The sequence below is a fragment of the Saccharopolyspora phatthalungensis genome (assembly GCF_014203395.1).
GTDB lineage: Bacteria > Actinomycetota > Actinomycetes > Mycobacteriales > Pseudonocardiaceae > Saccharopolyspora > Saccharopolyspora phatthalungensis.
The window spans coordinates 250,378-270,886 of record NZ_JACHIW010000003.1; the positions used below are offsets into that span (position 1 = coordinate 250,378).

Consider the following 20,509-nt stretch of genomic DNA (forward strand, 5'->3'; position numbering starts at 1 on the left):
GCGGCGAACAAATGTCCATGCGGCCACGAACGACATCTCGCAATACCAATCCGCCCAGTTGATTGCTCAGTTGTCTGCCCGGTCATCTGCCCTTCCGGCTCGTACGGATTTGGACGACGCTCGGTGTCCAGTCCGTGAGCCCGCGCCCCCAGTAAGGACGTCTGTGCTTCCACCTTCCGTAGGCCGCCGCCGTAGCGCACCGGAGCCCTGATTGTTCGCGCCCAGGGATCCGTTGACCTCGATTCGCGTGTAGGCGGCGGTGTCGTGCACCGGCTGGAGGCGGTGTTCGACATGACGTTCGACGTGCTGGACATCAACCATCGCAGGCTGTCCTGGCCGGGCTTGGCCAGCGGATCCGTCCTGATGTTTCTGAATAGCTCCGGGGGATGATGCCAATGTTCCGTGACCGATCTGGCGTGGTTCCGGGGAAATGGGGCCGGAGTGCACGCCGTGCAGTACTGGCTCCGCCTTGGTGCAGGAGACCGGCCGGACCGGGGGACGTGCCCCGCTGCTGCGCCCCGAAGGTGCCGGACGGGCGAGTCATGCCGCTGGCCGGGGTGGGGAACGTACTAGACGTTGCGGCCGGTGGTTGCCCTGTCGGTGGGTGGTGGTGGGCGGCATGAGAGGGGTTGTTCTTGCCCGCCGCCGGGGCGCTACCTTGGCGCTCGGCGGTCCGCCGCAGGTCCATGCCTATCGTGTGCCCGGCGATTCTGCTTCGACCGCGACGCGGGTCTTGAACGCCGGTGGGGGTGCTCCGAGCGAGATCGACCAAGCTTCGGGCGGCGATGATCCGGTCGTGTGGGTGGCCGTGTGCGGCGACCGGATCACACCGGACGATGCGGAGATTGTCGACCGTTTCACGGGCATGCCGTGCATTCTGTGCTTCATGAGTGCGGTACTCGCCAGCGACGTGCCGTCGGTGAGCCGCGCGCAGGTCGAAGGCATGCCTTCGGCAGGGCAGGCACCCGCGCAACCATCGACGCAAGACCTCGGGGTCGCTGAGGTGAGACGAACGATCCAGTTTGCGCCCTCCTGGCGGGAACGCGTCGTTCATCTCGCGTACTCCGGTACGACGCAAGCGGATTACGAGGGCGGAAAGGTCGTGCTCGGATTCTGTGGCCAGATCGGTTGGGGGCCCAACGAGCGCCCGCCGGAAGGGTGGCAGTTGTGCGAGGAGTGTTACGCGATCGCGAATGACAGGAATGGGGAATCGTAGACATGGTAGGGAAACATCACGGGACGGGAATCATCGCTGGCGGTGTCTTGTGGACGGGTGAGCTCTCCGAAGAACCCGGCCGGGACTGGTTCACGCCCACCGTCATCGGGCCCGACGGTCCGGCACGGCGGACGCAGGACGTCGACCTCGACGCGGCAAGCGGGGGAACGGGGGAGCGGTGGCTGGCCGCGCAGCAGGGTTGGCGATTTCGCGCGAAATTGACGGCCTGGGTGCGGAGTTGGCGGCGATTTCGCGCGAAATCAGCCGTCACCCGCTGCCGGCGGCGGTGACCCGTTACGGCCTTGCCCCTGGTTCTCGGACGGGCCAGTGTTGGATGGTACGACTCTGGTGTCCGTCGTTGGGCCAGCGTGCCTTGTAGGCTTCGGCCAACGCCTCGCCCAGGTCTGCCTTACCGGTCGGCCGCCCGTCGGTGGACCCATGTGCGAACTCGATCCATCCTCGCGCGCTGGGCTGGAATTTCAGCACCCCATGCTGGTCGACGTACGTGCGGCCGGTCACCAGTCGCCCGTCGCGGGTTCGGCTCATTTCCTCCGCCGGTACCAGCACCCGGCTTCGGCCGGATTCGAGCACCTTGCTCACGAGCGCTGGGGGAACGCCGCCGCGGATCGCCAGCACGGTCCAATTGTCGTGGAACATCCCGACGCCGCGTTGACCGAGCATCCAGGCGAACCTGTCGAAGTCGAGAGCGCGGCCGTCCCAGAGCCGGATCGCGTTCTGATTCGACGTCAGTTTGGCCAGGATGAGGCACGCGTCCTCATATAGCTGGTACGAGTGCGTGGCCGCGACCACGCTGGCCTTCGAGTTTCCCGGGGCGGGAAACAGCTTGGAGTTGCCCGGCAGGTCCACCGTTTGCGCGCGGTACTCGGGATCGTTGCCGCCGGTATCCCGCCACGGTTGTGTCGTGGCGAAAAGCTGCACCACCTGCGTCTGCGCGGCCGGGCTCAGCGGCAAGAGCGCCAGGAAATCCAGCAGCTGTTCCAGCCTGGCGTCCTCGTCCAATCCAGGATCCTCATGGCCCAGCAGATCCGGCTCGACCATCCGCCGCTCCAGCTCCGGATAGATCGTGGGGTCGGTGACGGCCAGCGCCATCGCCGCGCTCAACTCGGCACGCGCCTGCCACACCGCGGGGTTCAGGCTCCCCGCCCAGAGCCGGAACTCCGTGCGCTCAAGCCCGTTTAGCTCCGTAAGCTCGAAAAGCACCGCGTCGTGCTTGTTTGAGTTCAGGTCGTGGGCAGGGCCGTAGTCATCGGCCGATTCCCCGTCCTGATCCGCCGTGTCCAGGGTCACCGGGAGCGGCATGGGGCCTGCCATCTTGATGTTGCGGTGCGGCCCGCCGGCCGCGCTGCCCTGGACGTTGCCCAGCCGGTACAGCAGCGCCTCGAATGCCTTGACCAACTGTGCCAGACGCACGTAGTGCGCCGGAGTCAACGGCCAGTCGAAGCTGACGTTCACATTTCCCGCGGAGTCCCGGGCGTCACCGCCATGCAGGCGTGCCGCCTCCAGCAACCGGGCCACATCGGGCCAGGCACCAGCCCGCAGGATCGGTGATGTCACCTCCACCTCGTTTTCCAGCACCTCCTTGATCAACGCCCACTTCCCCTCGGCCACCACGCGTTTGGCTTCATCCGCGGTGAGCAGGCTCGATGGCGCGTCATCCCAGTCCAGAAATCCCTCGTCGTCGAGGTAGGTGCCCAGACTTTCCAGCTGTGTGCCGAAATCTCCGTGCAGGAGCTGGAATTCGATCTCGAACCCGAGACGCACATCGGGCCGGGAACTCACGCCTCCCGGCACACCGTTGTGGAAGAAGACGATCGGGTCACGCCCCAGCGCTATCGACTGCTGTGCCCGGTCATACACGTGCCGCACCATCCGGCGCCGAACATTCCGCACCGATTGCTCCACCCGCCGCGAACCCGGCAAACCCGCCCGGACGCCGTCCAACTGGGCCGGAGTCCAGTTCTGCCGCTCCGCCAACAGCCGCCTCGTAAGCTCGACCTTCGGGCGCACTTCCGGACCGAAATTCGGCGGCAACGTCGCCAGATGCCGCCGCATCCGCCCGGTCAGCTCGGCGAACTCGGCGACCGCGTCCAATGCGGAACCGGCGGCAGTGGACGGGCCGGATGTGCCTTCGTGCGTCAATCCGGAACCGCTGGGCGGCCCGTCCGACGGCTCGGACTCCGGTTCCGCCCCCGGATCCGGCAACTCCTCGTCCCTGCCGGAAACCGGCTCTGCGGTTCCCTCGCGTGACGCCCCGTGTCTCGGGGACCCCTCCGACTCATCCGGGGACCCCGGCGACTCCTCCGGCCCCCGCACTGGCTGCACGATCTGAAGGGACAGAACGGGTGCCACCATTGCCGCGGCCTCAGCCCATGCGCTCGTTTCGGGTGCGTCGGCGGAGAGTCGGTAGGCGATCCGCTGGGCCATTCGGTCCCACAGGTCTTGCATGGCCATTGCCGAGGGTGTGTCGCTCTGTCTGGGGCGTGGCCACATGCTTGCGAGGATCGTCGTGGCCCGCGCCTGTAGGTCGGCGAGCCAGTTAGCGGGCAGTGCGCTTAGTGCGCGTTCGGCTTCTTGGAACTCTTCGCTCCACCGCTGGCGTACGGTAGCGATCGCGGCTTCGGTGATCTCAGCGGGCAGGGCTGGGCGGGTGGCGCCGGACAGGGCTGCCTCGCGTTGCCTGTCGACAGCCGCGACCGCGGACGCGGCCTCCCCGGCACTCTCATAACTCGGCGGGGAATCCGGTTCATAGTGCGGCACGAATTCCCGGGACTCCTCCGGGTCACGGACATCCCCAGCCCGCCGCCAGTGCAGCTCGGGTGTCACGTTTCGCAGCCGGTCCAACACGGCGTCGGTGTCGGAGGCAGAGTGGCTGTATCCGTCGTAGACGTACACGGGTCGTGGCGGCCCACCAACTTGCCGCAAGCCTTCGGCGAGTGCTCTGGCGTACCAGTCCGGTAGCGGCGTACTCCCCCAAATCGGCACGACCACCACCGTTCGCCCGAGTTGCCCGGTATCGGCGAGTTGGAAGTCCGGGGAACTCAGAATGAGCGTGCCCAGCTCAACAGGGTCCGGTGCCCCAGGCTGGTCAGACCCGTTGGGCGTTGCCAATACTTTTCCGTCGAACGCTCGCACACACACGAACAGAGGGTCCGGATCGAATTCTGCTACCGCGCGCCGCAGCATGGGCCCGTGCCCGGCGTAGTCCAACGATCCCCATGTTCGCCACTCGTCCGCGTCTCCTGGATGCGCCGGGAAACATACGGCGTTGTGCGCCGACTCCGCGCCCACGCCGATCCGCAAGTTGTGGGACTGCAGTTTCTGCTGCGGCGGGAGCGGCTGCTTTTGGTCGGTCGTCAGCAGTCTCAGTCCGCCCGACACGACGCTCCCGCCTGCCGGCGAGGCGAGCCTGCTTGGCACGATGTTGTCTTCGGTGATGTAGACGGGCCGGTCGGCATCGGTGGTACCCAGCAGTCCTTGCGTCAAGGGGTGCAGGCCCGTCATCGCATCACGCTGGTGCCGCGTCCCGCCTACCGTGACGATCACTACCGGTCGTCGCCAGTCTTCTCCCATCGCATCAAGGTATTTCGGGCTTTTCGCCAGTACGGAGCCGAAAGGCCCAGGGGGGATTCTCCTTCTCTCGTCCGGCAGGATGAAATCCTCGCCCTGCCTGCTCGTGAGCAGGACAATCGGCGGTTGGGGACCGCTATACCCCAACTCCGACAACAACCGGGGAATCCCGAACGAACGAAGCTGGTCAGGGACACCCGCGTGGGCACTGCCCAGACAGGAGACCAGCGAGGGCCGCAGCGCCTCGACAGCACTGGCGGGATGCGTGAGCTGCGCCGACTGCACAGACGGGGCCTCGATCAGGGCGTGCGGCCGCCACCGCCACGTGTCCGGGTGCGTCGTGACCTCGCCCATGGACAGGAAGACGGGCCGTGCGATCCCGTCGCTGCGCAACCCCTCGGCCAACGATCGCGCGTCCCGCTCGGTCAGACCGGACGGCCAGTTGCCGAACAGCACCACAACCGGGCGGTCCGGATCGCTGCTGAGGCCCTGCTGGAACTCCGCGCTCCTGGCCACGCTCCGGCCGAAGTCAGAAGGACCGAGAACCCACTCCTGCTTGGTCGCCGGGTCGAGCACGTGGAAGCGTCTGGCCTCCGGTTTTGCCACCACAACGAATGGCCTTCGGTGGCCGGCCGCCGAGACGAACCACTCCGTGTCCCAGTCAAACAGTTGCGTCCGTATTGACCGGGTCGAATACGTCACCACTGGCCCGAAGTCGTCGTCCGCGGGCCGGATCAGCTCAGCAACCGGCGACCAGCCCTGCGGCGGCACGAACCTCGGAGGATTAGCGAGGAAGAGGAAGATGGCCACGCCGTTCGCATCGCGCCGCAACCGGAAATCCCGGTCCGTGACATGGACCGCGCGATTCGGATCGTTGCTCCACACGCCGCGGGCGAACTCACGCGCGGCGTGTTCGCTTAGCCCGGTCTCGGCTCCCACGGTCGCCAACACGACAGGCGCGTCTGAATGCGCAGCGACCGAGTCCTGATAAGGCCCGCTGAGTGTCATCTGGCGACCGAATTCGAAGGCCGACACGGTGCCCGACGGTGTGACGAACTCGTCTCCCCACAACCGCGCGAGGACAAAGGCCGTGTTGCGCGACGTGGCCGGTCCAGAACCGCTGACCCGGAAACCTTTCGACGACCACTGACTCCACCAAGCCACGTCCGCCGCGGTTCCACCGGCTGCCAGCAAACGGAAGGTCAGTTCGCGCACCGAAAGTTCGGCGGGGCGCGGGCGTCCTCCGGCGAGGGCGATCCCCTGAGCGTCGAACCGGATATCGTCGCCGTCGCTGTGTTCCTTTACCGCAGCAACATAAACCGGCCCTTCGTGGCCGTATCGCTGTATTCCTCTCGCGAGTTCCTGGCGCGCGTGCTCTCCCACGGCAACCTCGTCATGCTGCTGCACGGCAAACACGACGACGGGCTTGCTGGGATCCGAGGCGATTACGTCACGCAACGCTCCAGCCACGACCCGGCCGAATTGCCGGGCACTCAGGCGCTGGCTGCGCCAGCTTCCAGGGTCGACGTAGGCGAAATTTCCATCAGGATGACGGAACGCCAGCACGAGAGTCGGTGTTTCATCACGCACCTCTGCTAACAGTCCGTCCAGGTTAGGCCCCGATTCAGCCCACTGCCTCCAAAGCGCCTCCTCGGTACTGTTGAGGGGATACGCGACAGCGTCGATCGTGTTTGAACCAACCGGTATCGCCAGCCGCAATCGGGGCGACCACGGGACCACAGGTTCGTAGGTGATGCTGTTCGTCGCGGTGTTCCATCTGGCCACGTGCACCGGCCCGCGATGCCCCGCCTCGCGGAAACTCGCGGCTAAGTCCTGCCGGGCCCGCTCTTGTAGCGTTTGCTCAGGTTCCCTGGCGAATGTGTGGACGATGACGGTGCGATCATCGTCATGCCCGGTGATCCCGTGGGAGCGCGCATCCTCGATCGCCCGACGAGCGAAATCACGTGGGGTCAGATCCTGCGTTTCCCGCGTTTCTTCGTCGGCGACGGTGAACTTGTCCCGCGGTGTGATCCAGGCCATCACGGCGATCCGCGAATCATCAGCCAACTGCGCCGACGCCCTCTCTGCCGCTGCAAGTAGTTGTTCTTTGGTCGCGGCGTTAATCGGGTAGGCGACCGCATTGTCCTGTGTGGACTCCAGGCGCAGCGTCAGCACGCTTGGCCGCACGCCTGAGGGCAGCACCAGTCCGGCTTGGTGCCGGCCCGGGCCCGCGGCGGCTAATCCGAGCCCGGCGGGATCGTGCGTGATGTAGCCTTCCGCGAGAAGTACCTGGCGGGCGTTGTCTCCGCCTGCGCTGAGTCCTTGGGCGAATCCGTGTGTGAGCTGGTCGCGGCTTAGGTGTACGCCGAGGCCGGCGTTGCCGCCGAGCACGACGAGGACGACTGGGCCGTGTTGGTTGGTGGCGGCGATTCGTTGGTATTGCTCGGTGCTGGCTACTCGTTGTCCTAGGTCCCAGGGAGTGTCCAGGTGTGTGGTCGCGTTGCGGATCTCGTCGTTGAGCAGGAATGATTTTTCGGCGCCGGCGGTACGTCGTCTGGCTTCGACTACGACGATGAGGGGTTCTTGGTCGCTGGTGATCCCCAAGTGGTGGCGTATCTGGGCGAGGTCTACTCGGCCGCCGCGGAAGTCTCGCCACCATCGTGATGAGGCTCTGCTGATCGGGTAGGCCACGGTGTTGTCGGTGTGGCTTCCCATGCGCAGGGTTACGGCTTGGGTGGCTCCACGTCGCCACTGCGCCTGTAGTTCGGTCAGGGTCGCTCGCCGTTGCTGACCCAGCTGTTCCAGTCTTTGTTCGGCCTGCTGGAGAACTCCAGCCAGGTGGCGCACTTCGTGTGGGCGGGCGTTCGTGGTGGTCTCGGTCAGTTCCTGCACGAGGGTGTGTATGTCTGCGGCGGTGACGGTCGGCCCGTGTAATCGGCCGGTGTCCCGGATCCAGTCGGCTACCAGTCGGACATCCCGCGCGTCGTCGACGGTCGGTTGCCCGCCCAGCTCCTGGGTCAGGTCTAGAACGTGGAGGAGCCTGCCCCGCAGCCGTTCCGCACTACGGGTGCCTGGCTCTCCCGCGCGGTCCCGGTAGCGCAGTCCCACCGCATCGGCCAGCCTCCGCACATCCTCATCGGCCAGCCTCCGTCCAGCAGACGACTCACCATCGGCATGCTCATTCGCGGCCCACCACCCCCGCAACAGCTCGTCGAGCAGCTGCCTGACTTCGCCAAGCGGCTCAAGACTCCGTGCGGCGTCCGGCCCGAACCTTTCCCCCAATGTCTCGGCCGCGCTCCAGGGGACGGTTCCACGGAATCTTGCCTCCACCGCCGCAGTGATGGGCTCGTCGGATTCATGAACCCGCCGCGTCTCCGCCCGTATCGCCGCCCGGTGCCGCTCCAGCTCATCCGTTGTCTCGGCAAACCGCGCCGCGCCCCATCCGTGGTCCGATCCGGACCGTGCCGCCAACGCCGTAGCGGTGTCGGGCTCGCTGGCTTCGCCAGCCTGCCGCGCCTCGGTTGGTTGCAGCGCTGACGGGCCTGGCTGCGGCTGCTCCTGCGGACCGGGCTGGTCCGCGGCAGCCTGATTCCTGAGCTCGGCAAGCCGCGCCGCGCCCCACATGCGGCCCCGTCCGAAGATCGCCCCCAACGTCGTACCTGTGTGGGGCCGACCGGCTTCACGAGCCCGGCGCGCCTCCGCCCGCGCCCGCTCCTCGACCGTCTCCTCAAGTTGGGGGCGTGGCCTGGCGGGACCGGCATCGCCGTTGTCCGCCCACCTGATCACCGGCTCGGGACGGGTGTCGGTGTAGCGCGGAGGGGCCGTGCCGGTCAGGGCGGCCCGCAGTTCCGGTCCGCGTGTGAGCACTGGCTGCCCGTCGGGGTCCAGCAGGGACCAGAGGCCGGTTCCCTGGCCGTCGACGAACATCGGCAGCATCCGGCCATCGCCGGTGATCACCGTCTCGGTGGCGTGCACCCCGCCGTCCGCGGTCTGGAACACCTCGGCGTCGGTCGCCCAGGCGCGCCCGCCCAGCGCGCGGGTAAACCGCTCGGCGAAGGACAACGCACCCGGCCCCGGACGCTGATACGCGGCGCACCCCAGCAGCGCGAGGTTCAGCCCCGGCACGAAACGCCGGTCCTGCTGCACCCGCGCGGCGAAACCCTCCGGCGCGAGAAAGCTGCCATCTCCCAGGACCGCACGCCCGTCCCCGGTCACGTGGACAGCGACGATCTGGGTGTCGAGCAGATGGGGTGCCAACCACGCGGCGCGCTCGATGAGCTCGCTGGAATCACGGGGGCCTCGGAACAGCAACGGTTCCGGCCTGGGCCGGTGGGTCAGCTCGGCGGGCGGATCAACCAGTCGAGGCCGGCTCCCGTCCGCCCTGTACAGCTGCCACCATGGTCCCGCGCCGAGGTTGACTCGCGCCAGCACGTCCGCCCCGGTGCCGTGCGCCAAGGCAACAAAATCCCCGGACACGACCATATCGTTGTGTCCGACCACCAGCAGCGGCCGGACGTCCTGCGGGGCGGCGGCATGATGCGGCGACCGGGTCCACCCAACGTAGTCGGCACGTTCTCCCGTTCCCCGCACCGGCAGGCTCACCGCCGCGGTAGACACCGCATCCGCACGTGCCGGACGCACCGCATCCCGTGTCCCGTGGCCGATCGCCACCACATCAGGCCACCGGCTCGCCGACGCCGAACTCGCCGTGACAGCCGAGGTGCCCCCTGCTTTCGCTGCGGATGCAGTGCCGGTGGAAGGCTCACCACGACGCGTGTTCGGCACCGTCTGCGCAGCACGCACGGGTTCGGTTGACTCCGGCAGCATCGTCTGTGCCGCGCTCGTCGGGACAGTGGTGGCGGAACCGGTCAACGCACCCGGGCCCTGGTGTCCTTGGCTGGTCTGCCCCGGTGCCACGATCGGTCCCGGCCCGCCCGTCGGGCGGGGACGTGCTCCATCGGCACCGAACCGCATCCACCGGGGACCGCGCCGGCCACGTCCCGGTACCAGCGCGACGACGTCACGTCCCAGGCTGCGCGCCATGTCCGCGGCCTGGTTCGGCGGGATCACCACACCAGAGCCCGAACCGTCTGCCGGGGCGAGCACCACTGGGCCGGTACCGGCATCGCCTACCTGGCGACGCACGAACTCGGCACCACTACCTTCGGAGACAACATCGGCGCGCACCGGCACGCGCACGGTATCGGCGGGCAAGCCCACCGGCCCCGCAGCTGCGTCGCGGCCGCCCGGGGACTGCGGAGGTATGCGCGGCTGCGGTGTAGCACTGTGGGCGGCATCGGTACTGCCCGCGACCGAACCCGTCCCCGCGGACAAGCCGGCAACGGTGCCGTCACCCCGCGCTGAAACCAGGCCGGGCAACGGCACCCCGCCCTCGGTGGCCGCACCCATACCCACAGCAGACGTCGTCTCCGGCACCACGCCGCCGGACAAGACGCTGGGCGCATCGGGGGAGCGGGGCAAGGGGGTGTCCACGGGGGAGCCGGGCTCGCCTGCTGCGGGCTCTGCCTCTCGCGCACCCTCCACCGCAGCACCGGGAGTATCCACAACGGACAGTCCGGTGTCGGGGTGGTCGTCGTGCGGCGGCGAAGGGGCAGGGACATCCGCGCTCGGCACGGCACCTTCAGATAGCACCGAGCCATCCGAAACGGGCGAAGCCGACCCCGGAAGCGGGGCTGGACGTTGCGCCGACACACCTGAGGTGCCCGCGTCAGGGGAGTCGGCATGGGCGTGGTCGCCGCCGGCAACCTGGCCGTGCGCCGGGGGTGCGTCGACACGCCAGCCCCCTGCTGTTACCCCGCCGTCAGAGTTTGTCGAGCCGCCCCGGACACTACTGTCTACAAGAGACGAACCGGATGTGGTGTGGTCTTCTCGCGTCGGCGAATCGGCCGGGGATTCACCGACCGTCGACTCAACATCGGAGGCCTGTGGGCCGTGCTGGTTGAGCGAACCCGCCGCCGGCCCCGGCAGGGACGGCTGCGCATGTCCGGTCGAACCGGAAGTAATGTCCACATCAGACGATACTGGTCCGGTATGGCCGGTATCGGCGGCCGGACGGTAGGGCGGTGGTGGTGTGCTGGCACGGCCGGTCGCATCGCCGGTGGCCGGTGCGTCGCCGCGGGCATGGTCCTCGCCTTGCGGCGGGCTGTAGGGCGGCGGGTCGGGCCTGTCTTGGCTCGACAACGCGCCCGCAGCGCCCGCATTTTCCCCGGCCACCGTGCCGTCTCCGGCTCCCGTCGCACCGGATGAATCATCCGGCGGCGTTTTCGCAGGAGCGGAGCCGATGGCCAGGAGCGTCGACGCGACCGGAATACCCGGCGTTACCGAGCCCTTCTCCGGATCCATCTTTTCGGAATCCGCTGCCGGCGCATGGGATTGCACGTCGGGCATGTCCTTCGGGGGGCTGGGTTTCTCGCTGACAGTCTCGGCAAAGCCGGGCTTTTCGCTTGTCGGTATCCCGGTCTCGGTCGTCGACTCTTCGGCCGTGTCGGTGTCGGTGTCGGTGTCGGTGTCGGTGCGGGTGGAGTCTTTCTCCCCGGTGTCGCGTGCTCGGCCCGCCGGGATCAGCTGGCCGCGCACCGCAAGGCCCGCCAGATTCCCGATACCCGAACCGATCGCTTCCGACACCCCGGCGGTGAAGGAGAACGGATTCCACTGCGCCCCCTGACCACTGATCGCGCCATAGCCGGCCTCGCCCAGCATCTCGGTCAGGCCTTCTTCCAGGGATTCGCCCAGGCCGTGGCCGAAGCGGGCCACCCACATCGCCCGCACCGACATACCGGTGTAATCCTCTAGGTTCTTGGCCACCACATCGGCGAATCTCGCCATCGAAGCCACCGGGTACTGCTCCGCATGCTCCTCGGCCACCTGCCGCGCCGCCGCCGCCAGCACCTCAGCATCGATCTTGTCACCCAAGCCCCGTACCAGGACTTTGGTGATCGCGTTGCCCACCACATTGCCCAGCGCCGAGAGCGGCACCGCCAGCAGCCCGCTGAACGAGCCGACCCCCACCGCCATCTCCGACATCGCCGCATCCCACTTCTTCCGCGTCCCCAACGCGAACTGCAACCCTTGGGCCCCGGCATCCATCACCACCTGTAGCCCGATGCCCACGATCTGGGCCATCGCCAGCCGCATGAACAACTGGCCCCACCACCGGGTCAGCAGCAACCGCATCACCGCGAACCGCGCCGCCAGCCACGCCATACTGGCCCCACCCGTGGGACCGGCCATCGCCACCGCCCAGGCGATCTCGGCCACCAGCAGCAGCAAACCCCCCACCGTGACGAACTTCAAATACTGCACCTGCAACGCCAGATTCCGCACGAACTCCGCCAACTGCCGGACACCCACAGCACCGGACTCCAACACCGGTCCGAATGCCTCCAACCGCCGCGTGAACCGGTCCGCCGCCTTGCCCGAAAACCCGCCCCGCACCAGCTCCACCACGTCCCCCACCACCGGCCCCAATGCCTCTACCGTCGCCGCGCCCGACTCCAATGCCGCCGCCACCGCGAATAACGCATCCTCATCCGCATCCGTCATGTCCTCACCGGTCAATACCTGAAAAAGCCGCCTCACCTCCTCCGGCACCATCAAGGACACGCAAAAGCACCCATCCGTCTCGCATTCGGACTAGCCCAAAATGATCATAGCGCCAGCACCACAAGGCCGATCAAGCCGTTGGACCAAACGGTGCGCCCGCACCTATGCAACTGTGCCCGTTCCCATCAAACCTGCGACGAAGGGTTGGCGGTTTCGCGCGAAATGGCGTTTCCCGGGGCAACCCGGACAGTGCGGCGGGTTGCCCTCCCGGCGTGATCTATACCTCAACCAAGGTTTCTGGGCGAAGCATGAGTGTACCGGGAGTGCGTGGCTCGGTCGCCCGGATCGCGGCGAGGATGCTCGACTGCGCATTGCTGAGGATGTTGTCGGCGTCGGCGATCCTGCCCTCGGCAAGCGCGCTTACCGAATCCAGGCGACGAAAGCTGGGAAATCACCGCGGTTCCCACTGAACCTTTCCAGGTAAGCAGTGTCGCTCTGGGTAGTCGTCGTGGCTGCGGCTGGTGCCGGTGGCGTGAGATGTCCACGTTGTTGGGCTGCAAAGCAAAAGGGCGAGACCTGGTATAAATGACCCTTCCACAGATCAACTTCACGGGAGTTCCGCGCCTGATGAGTGTGACATTCACCCCGGTCTGCACCTCTGGCCCGACCCTTGGCTTGGATCTCAGGTGGTCAGGTAAGCACGGTCATCGTGGCGGGAACATCCACGTCAGCATCGCCCCGGCGGATGGCGGCGCCAGGGCTCTCTGAGGTGCGCCCGGGTCGCGAGCACGACACCACCGCACTCCGCGCTCACCACGACATCATGCCGCGCCTGGACGAGCTAGGCCACGAAGGTGTGTCCGGCACCATCACCATCGCGTTCAAGCAACAGGGCCATCCACGGCAACAAACCTCTACTCTGAAAGGCTCGCCGGCACAACAGGAACACCCGTTAATTCCAATCTTGATGACTGAACGCGCAAAGTTGCTGCGTAAGTGGGTCCTGCTTTACCGGGTTGTATGGCTAGCTCATACTACCGGCTTAATGGTCTTGTTCGGTCTAGTCCGCGTCGGTAGTCGGGTGGGAGTTTTCGCGTGTCCTTGATGGTGCCGGAGGAGGTGAGGCGGCTTTTTCAGGTATTGACCGGTGAGGACATGACGGATGCGGATGAGGATGCGTTGTTCGCGGTGGCGGCGGCGTTGGAGTCGGGCGCGGCGACGGTGGAGAGTTTGGCACCCGTGGTGGTGGATGTGGTGGGGCGGGTGCGGGGTGGGTTTTCGGGCAAGGCGGCGGACCGATTCGCCCAGCGGTTGGACGCGTTTGGTCCGATGTTGGAGTCGGGGAGCGTGGGGCTGCGGGAGCTGGCGGAGTTCGTGCGGAATCTGGCGTTGCAGGTGCAGTATTTGAAGTTCGTCACGGTGGGGGGTTTGCTGCTGCTGGTGGCCGAGATCGCCTGGGCGGTGGCGATGGCCGGTCCCACGGGTGGGGCCAGTATGGCGTGGCTGGCGGCGCGGTTCGCGGTGATGCGGTTGCTGCTGACCCGGTGGTGGGGCCAGTTGTTCATGCGGCTGGCGATGGCCCAGATCGTGGGCATCGGGCTACAGGTGGTGATGGATGCCGGGGCCCAAGGGTTGCAGTTCGCGTTGGGGACGCGGAAGAAGTGGGATGCGGCGATGTCGGAGATGGCGGTGGGGGTCGGCTCGTTCAGCGGGCTGCTGGCGGTGCCGCTCTCGGCGCTGGGCAATGTGGTGGGCAACGCGATCACCAAAGTCCTGGTACGGGGCTTGGGTGACAAGATCGATGCTGAGGTGCTGGCGGCGGCGGCGCGGCAGGTGGCCGAGGAGCATGCGGAGCAGTACCCGGTGGCTTCGATGGCGAGATTCGCCGATGTCGTGGCCAAGAACCTAGAGGATTACACCGGCATGTCGGTGCGGGCGATGTGGGTGGCCCGCTTCGGCCACGGCCTCGGCGAATCCCTGGAAGAGGGCCTGACCGAAATGCTGGGCGAGGCAGGGTATGGCGCGATCAGTGGTCAGGGGGCGCAGTGGAATCCGTTCTCCTTCACCGCCGGGGTGTCGGAGGCGATCGGTTCGGGTATCGGGAATCTGGCGGGCCTTGCGGTGCGCGGCGAGCTGATCCCGGCGGGCCGAGCACGCGACACCGGGGAGAAAGACTCCACCAGCACCGACACCGACACCGACACGGCCGAAGAGTCGACGACCGAGACTGGGATACAGACAAGCGAAAAGCCCGGCTTTGCCGAGACTGTCAGCGAGAAACCCAGCCCCCCGAAGGACATGCCCGACGTGCAATCCCGCGCGCCGGCACCGGATTCCGAAAAGATGGCCACTGAACCGGAGAAGGGCTCGGCATCGGTGGGCTCGGATGTTCCGCTGACGTCGGACATCTTGCCTGCTGGCTCCGGCATTGAAAAGGCGCCGCTGGGTGGTGGTGTGTCCGGTGCACGCGAAAATGGCTCGATAGTGAAGGAAACGGCGGCTGGTTTGTCTCCGTCCCCGGACATGCCGCCGGATAGCCCGGCTCACGGGGCCTCGGCACCGGATACCGATGCCGTGGTGGGGCAGGACTCCAAGGCCAGCGTGCGTGAGGCGCGGAACGACAACGCGCCGTTGTCGTGGCACGGGGGTGGTGCGATTGCGCCGGCTGGGCTGCGGGGCCAGGACAGGCCGGGCACGCCGTCGCCCCCTTACAGCTCGCCTCAGGCAGATGACCTCTTCGGCGATTCCCCGGGTACCGATGATGCGGCTCGGGAGGGGGGTTCCCGTGCCGCTATGCCGCCTGCGTATAGCGCGGTTGCGGGCGATGTCCGCGCTGATGTCGCATCGTCTGGTGTGGACAGAGCCGGTGAGTACCGGGGCAACTCACTGGGTTCTGACAGCGGTGCCACGGTGGGGGATTCCCCTTCCGATTCGGCGCACCGCGACTACTATCATGCCGCCGAAACCCCCCAAGTGGACAGCCAAAAGGCCGTAGACGATGTGCGAGTGGTGGAGCCGCAATTCCAGGCGGGCGACTCTTCCACGGAGAATTCGTCGAACGGCGCCGCTGAGGTGTCCGGTCAGTCCTCGGATGTCGTGACTCCGGGGATGCGTCATCCGGTGGCTGGGCCGGTTGCGGGTACCGGCGGCGAAGCCATAGTGCCGGGACACGGGCCGGTGTGGGATGGCCCGGCTGTTCCTGGAGCGTTTGCCGGGGCGGATTCGCTTGCGGGGGATGCGGATGTGGCTCGCTTGGGCGATGGTGCGCGCCAATGGGCAACGCCGCCGGAGTCGTCCGGGGTGGTGGGTTCGGGTGGTCCGGGGTTCGGTGCGGGGCCGGTAGGGATGCCAGCGGATGCGGCGCGGGTGTCGGTGCCGGCGGAGGTGGTGTCCAACGGTGGGGTTGTGGGGTTTGTGCTTGGCCGGGCGGCGGATGTGGGTGCTCCGGTGGTGTTGGTGGCGGGTGAGGATTCGGGTGCTCCGGTGGTGTCGTCGGGGCAGGCGTCGCGGGTGGCGCGCGAGGTGGGGCGTGATGTTGTCGCGTTGATGCCGGGGAGTGGCCGGCGTGATCCGCGGTGGATGCGGTTCGCTCCGGACGGCTCCCGTCCCCGCCCGGTCGCTGGGCCCGGCCGGACTACGACCCCGCAGCAGGCCGGCGAAGGGCGCGTCGGGCTGGATGGTGTGGCGAAGCCGTCGGCCGCGGTTCCCGAAGGTCCCGTGGTTGCGGGACCGACCGAGGCAGGAGGTGCTGAGACGGCATCGGTTGATGCTGATTCCACGGCTACCGGCGCGGCTGAGTCGCGCATGCCGAGCCATGCCGGGGAACAACCGGATTCGAGCAGCGTGGCTGAGTGGACGGAGTCGGATCTCCGGCGGGAGGTTGAGCGGGCTCGGTCGGTGGGTGGGCCGCGTGAGGCCGCGCTGGAGATCGTGCGGGGCACGCACGATGTGTTGGCGCTGGCTCGGGGCGACGCGGCTGTGTCGCTTGATGATGTGGTGGCTTTGGTTGCGGTGCGGGTTGATGCGATGGGGCGTGCTGGGGCGGTCCGCTTTTCCCGAAAGTTGGCGGACAAACTTGGTACGCAAGGGACAGGGTTGGATATTCGTGCCGGGGCGGGGCCGGATCCCCATTCGGAGGTTCCGGTGTCCGAGGAATCGGTGGGCAGCGAACAGGTTGGTGGTCTGAGCGCTGAGTCGGTGGATATCCCCATGGCGTGGGGGTTGGATCCGACCGCCGCCGAGTGGGCGGATGGATTCGGGGCGTGGTCGTTTGATCCGGCGGCCGTTGAGCAGACCTTGGGTCCTGGGTGGGATGTGCTGGAGCCTACGGTGAACGCCGAGGGGGGCGGGTCGGAGGGCGTGTCGGGGATGGATGGTGAGCGGTCGCGGTTGGTTGCTGAGTTGGGTGAGTTGGTGGCTGTGTTGCGGCGGCTGCTGGCGGGTGCGTCGCAGGGTTATTTGCCCGGGTTGCGGGGGCGGGTTGAGCATTGGTCGCAGACGTTGGCTCGCGGCGGGTTTGATGGCGTGGACGTGGTGGCGTTGCGGAAGCGGGTGAGCGATGCGGGGGCGTTGGTGGGGCGGTTGCGTCGCGATGGGTTGGTTGATGCCGCCGCCGGTGATGGTGGTGTGGGGGTCTCGGAGATCGGCGTGATTGGCGGTGGGTCCGTTGATACCGGGGAGGCGGTGGTTGCGCGTGTGGATGCGGCTGATCGCGGTGTGGGCGCGGTGGGTTCGGTGGGTGAAGGCGAAAGTCGGAAGCGGGGCCGTTCGGGAGATTCGTCGGATGAGGGTGCGGTACGGGTACGTCGGTCGGTGGGATCCGGTGAGGCGGCGGTGGGCCCGGAGCCGGAGGCGGTGGACGCGGCCGGGGTCGAAGACCCGGCGCTGAACGAGGCGGGGCGGGCGGAGGCGCGTCGTGCCCGCGACGCGGGCCAGCCCTACAGCCAAGGGGCGTTGGGCAAGAAGTTCGGAAAGAGCAAGCAATGGGCTCGGCGACGACTTGCGGAGATCAGCGGTGAGGGCGGGGCGAGCCGGTCGGATTTGGAAGAGCGGTTGCGGGAGGAAGGGCGGGCGGAGGCGCGTCGTGCTCGTGACGCAGGTCAGCCCTACACCAGCGCGGCGCTGGGGGAAAAGTTCCAGAAGGGTGCGAAGTGGGGGTTGACGCGGCTTGCGGAAGTCGACCGAGAGGTGGGTGAGGGCTGGGCGACTTCGGCGGAGGGGTCGCGGGAAACGGTGCGGGTGGAGGCGAATCGTGGTTCCGATGCGGACGATGCTAATCGTGCTGAGGAACTGGGGAAGAAGTTCGGCAAGGGCAGGACGCGGGGTCAGGCGCGGGTTGCGGAGATCGGCGGTGAGGATGGCGAGAGCCGGTCGGCCAAGGCGGAGCGGTTACGGGAAGCGGGGCGTGCGGAGGCGCGACGCGCTCTCGCCGAGGGCAAGCCGCACACCGGTAGAACGTTGGCGGAGCTGTTCGGCAAGAGCATGGACTGGGGGAAGCTTAGGCTAGTCGAAGTCAAGGGTGAGAGCGGTGTGAGCCGGTTGGATTTGGCGGAGCGGTTGCGGGAGGCGGCTCGTGTGGAGGCGCGGCGCGCTCGTGACGCGGGTGAGTTTTATTCCGGCGCGGCGTTGGGGACGAAGTTCGGCAAGAGCTCTGATTGGGGCCTCCGACGGCTTCGGGAGGTAAAGAACGAGGTGGGTAGTTCTGCCGGAAATGCTTCGGATTCAGGGGGTGATCTCGCGACGGAGGATGTCGCGTCAGGGCGTGGGATGGAGTCGATTGACCCGGGGCCGCAGGCGGACTCCCCGACTTTGCCCGAACTTTCGGACAGCGGTGCGGCCGGACGTATCGCCGCTGACTCGGCGGATGAGGGGTGGTCCTGGTGGCCTGGGTGGGATGTTGGAGCAGCGGCAGGTGTGGGTGGCCTGGATCGGGGGAGCGGCGAACATCTGAATGTGGCTGAAATCGGGTTGTCGGGGGCTGCCGACGCCGCTGCTCGTGGTGTCGGAGAAATGGATTTGATCACGTTGGAGGCGGGTTTTCCTGGCGGTGCAGCCTCCGGTTCTGCGGGCGGTGTGTCGATGGGGGGTGGCCCGTCGACGAATGTGGCTTCGAATGAGTGGTCGCAGACGGGTGTTGGGTCGGTTGATGCGGCGGGATGGTCGGAATCGAAATTGCGGGTGGAGGTCGAGTGGGCGCGGTTGGTGAATGGGTCGCGTGATGTCGCGGCGGGGATCGTGCAGGGCACGCACGAGGTGTTGGCCCTGGCCCGTGGGGATGCGGGTGTGTCGTTGGATGACGTGGTGGCCCTGGTTTCGGTGCGGGTGGATGAGGTGGGGCGTGATGAGGCGGTGCGGTTTTCCCGGGAGTTGGCGGCCAGGCTTGGTACGCAAGGGACGGGGCTGGGTATTCGTGCTGGAGCGGGTCCGGATCCCCAGCCGGAGGTTCCGGCATTGGAGGAATCCGTGGCTGCCGAACCGGCGGACGGCCTGGCGTCGGGTGCTTTTGATCCGGGCGTTGCGGCTGAGTTCGATCCACTGGATGTTGGGGGGTGGTCACGGGGTGAAGTGGCGGGTGTGGCGCCGCGGGGTGGTGTGCCGGGGGCGGGGTCGGATGATGCTGGGTTGTTGGGGTTTAGTGCGGACGTGGCTGACCGTGGTGCCGGGGAGTTGGGTTCGGTCGGTGAAAGCAGCGGCCGTAAGCGGGGTCGCGAGGATGGTTCGGTGGATGAGGGTGCGGCGCGCAGGGCCTCAGGTCCGCAGGGTTTCCCGGTTTGGCCGGAATTTGGAGGGGACAGTGCGTCGTGGGGTGTTGATGATGTGCCGGATGCGGCTGCTTTGGATCCGGCGGCTAGCGGCGGGTATCTGAATCCGGATGAATTGGGATTCTTGGGTTTTGGTGCGGATCCGGGTTTGAGTGATGTCCTAGGAGGGGATTCGTCGATCCCCGAAGGTGCTGTGCCGTTGTCGGTGGAGGCCGAGGGCGCAGCAGTGGACCCGCTATTGGAAGCGGTAGACCCGGCCGAGAATGTGCGGAGTGCGGGGGCGTCGAAGGAGGCGGCGCGGTCGGAGGCGCGTCGTGCTCGTGCCGCGGGCGAGCCCTATACCGGTGCGGCGTTGGGGAAGAAGTTCGGGAAGAGCACGTCGTGGGGTTCGCAGCGGCTTGTGGAAATCAAGGTCGAGGATGGTGAGCCTCGGTCCGATTCGAAAACGCAGGAGGGGGAGCGGTTGCGGGAGGCGGGGCGTGCGGAGGCGCGTCGTGCTCGGGACGCGGGCGAGCCTTATACCGGTGTCGGGTTGGGGAAGAAGTTCGGGAAGAGCCAGGCGTGGGGTAGGGACCGGCTTGCGGAAATCAAGGCTGCGGATGGTGTGACCCAGCGGCCTTTTCCGGAACAGGAGCAGGAGTGGGAGCGGGAGCAGGAGGCGGCGCGTGCGGAGGCGCGTCGTGCTCGGGACGCGGGCGAGCCTTATACCGGTGTCGCGTTGGGGAAGAAGTTCGGGAAGAGCAAGGCGTGGGGTTGGGACCGGCTTGCGGAAATCAAGGCTGCGGATGGTGTGACCCAGCGGGCTGTTCCGGAACAGGAGCAGGAGTGGGAGCGGGAGCGGGAGGCGGGGCGGGTGGAGGCGCGTCGTGCGCGTGATGCGGGGGAGCCTTATACCGGTGTCGGGTTGGGGAAGAAGTTCGGGAGAAGCGACACGTGGGGGAAGTCTCGGCTTGCGGAAATCACGGCTGAAGATGGCGCGATCCAGCGGGTTGTGCGGGAACATGAGCGTGGTTGGGCGCGGGAGCGGGAGGCGGGGCGGGTGGAGGCGCGTCGTGCTCGTAATGCGGGGGAGCCTTATAGCGCTGCGGCGTTGGGGAAGAAGTTCGGGAAGAGCAAGGCGTGGGGTAGGGACCGGCTTGCGGAAATCACGGCTGAGGGCGGCGCGACCCAGCGGGCTGTACGAGAACAGGAGCGGGAATGGGAGCGGGAGCGGGAGGCGGGGCGGGTGGAGGCGCGTCGCGCGCGTGATGCGGGGGAGCCTTATACCGGTGTCGGGTTGGGGAAGAAGTTCGGGAGAAGCCACGCGTGGGGGAAGTCCCGGCTTGCGGAAATCACGGCTGAAGATGGCGCGATCCAGCGGGTTGTGCCGGAACAGGAGCGT

Annotated in this window: 4 protein-coding genes; 3 read left to right on the forward strand and 1 reads right to left on the reverse strand. The window is 67.3% G+C overall.

Annotated features, from left to right (window positions below):
• Positions 1 to 264: 264 nt before the first annotated feature.
• Both BJ970_RS39315 and BJ970_RS36380 read left to right on the forward strand, forming a co-directional pair.
• Complete coding sequence (locus BJ970_RS39315; protein WP_281399744.1) at positions 265 to 390, forward strand: hypothetical protein; 126 nt, start codon at positions 265 to 267, stop codon at positions 388 to 390.
• A gap of 268 nt (positions 391 to 658) precedes the next feature.
• Complete coding sequence (locus BJ970_RS36380) at positions 659 to 1,216, forward strand: hypothetical protein (RefSeq protein ID WP_184733037.1); 558 nt, start codon at positions 659 to 661, stop codon at positions 1,214 to 1,216.
• A gap of 294 nt (positions 1,217 to 1,510) precedes the next feature.
• Here the strand turns inward: BJ970_RS36380 and BJ970_RS36385 are convergent, their stop codons facing one another.
• A complete protein-coding gene (locus BJ970_RS36385) occupies positions 1,511 to 12,418 on the reverse strand; it encodes a WXG100-like domain-containing protein (RefSeq protein ID WP_446689112.1) in 10,908 nt (3,635 codons plus the stop codon).
• A gap of 1,053 nt (positions 12,419 to 13,471) precedes the next feature.
• Here BJ970_RS36385 and BJ970_RS36390 point away from each other — a divergent pair.
• A partial coding sequence (locus BJ970_RS36390; protein ID WP_446689113.1) for a WXG100-like domain-containing protein occupies positions 13,472 to 20,509 on the forward strand: 7,038 nt, incomplete at its 3' end.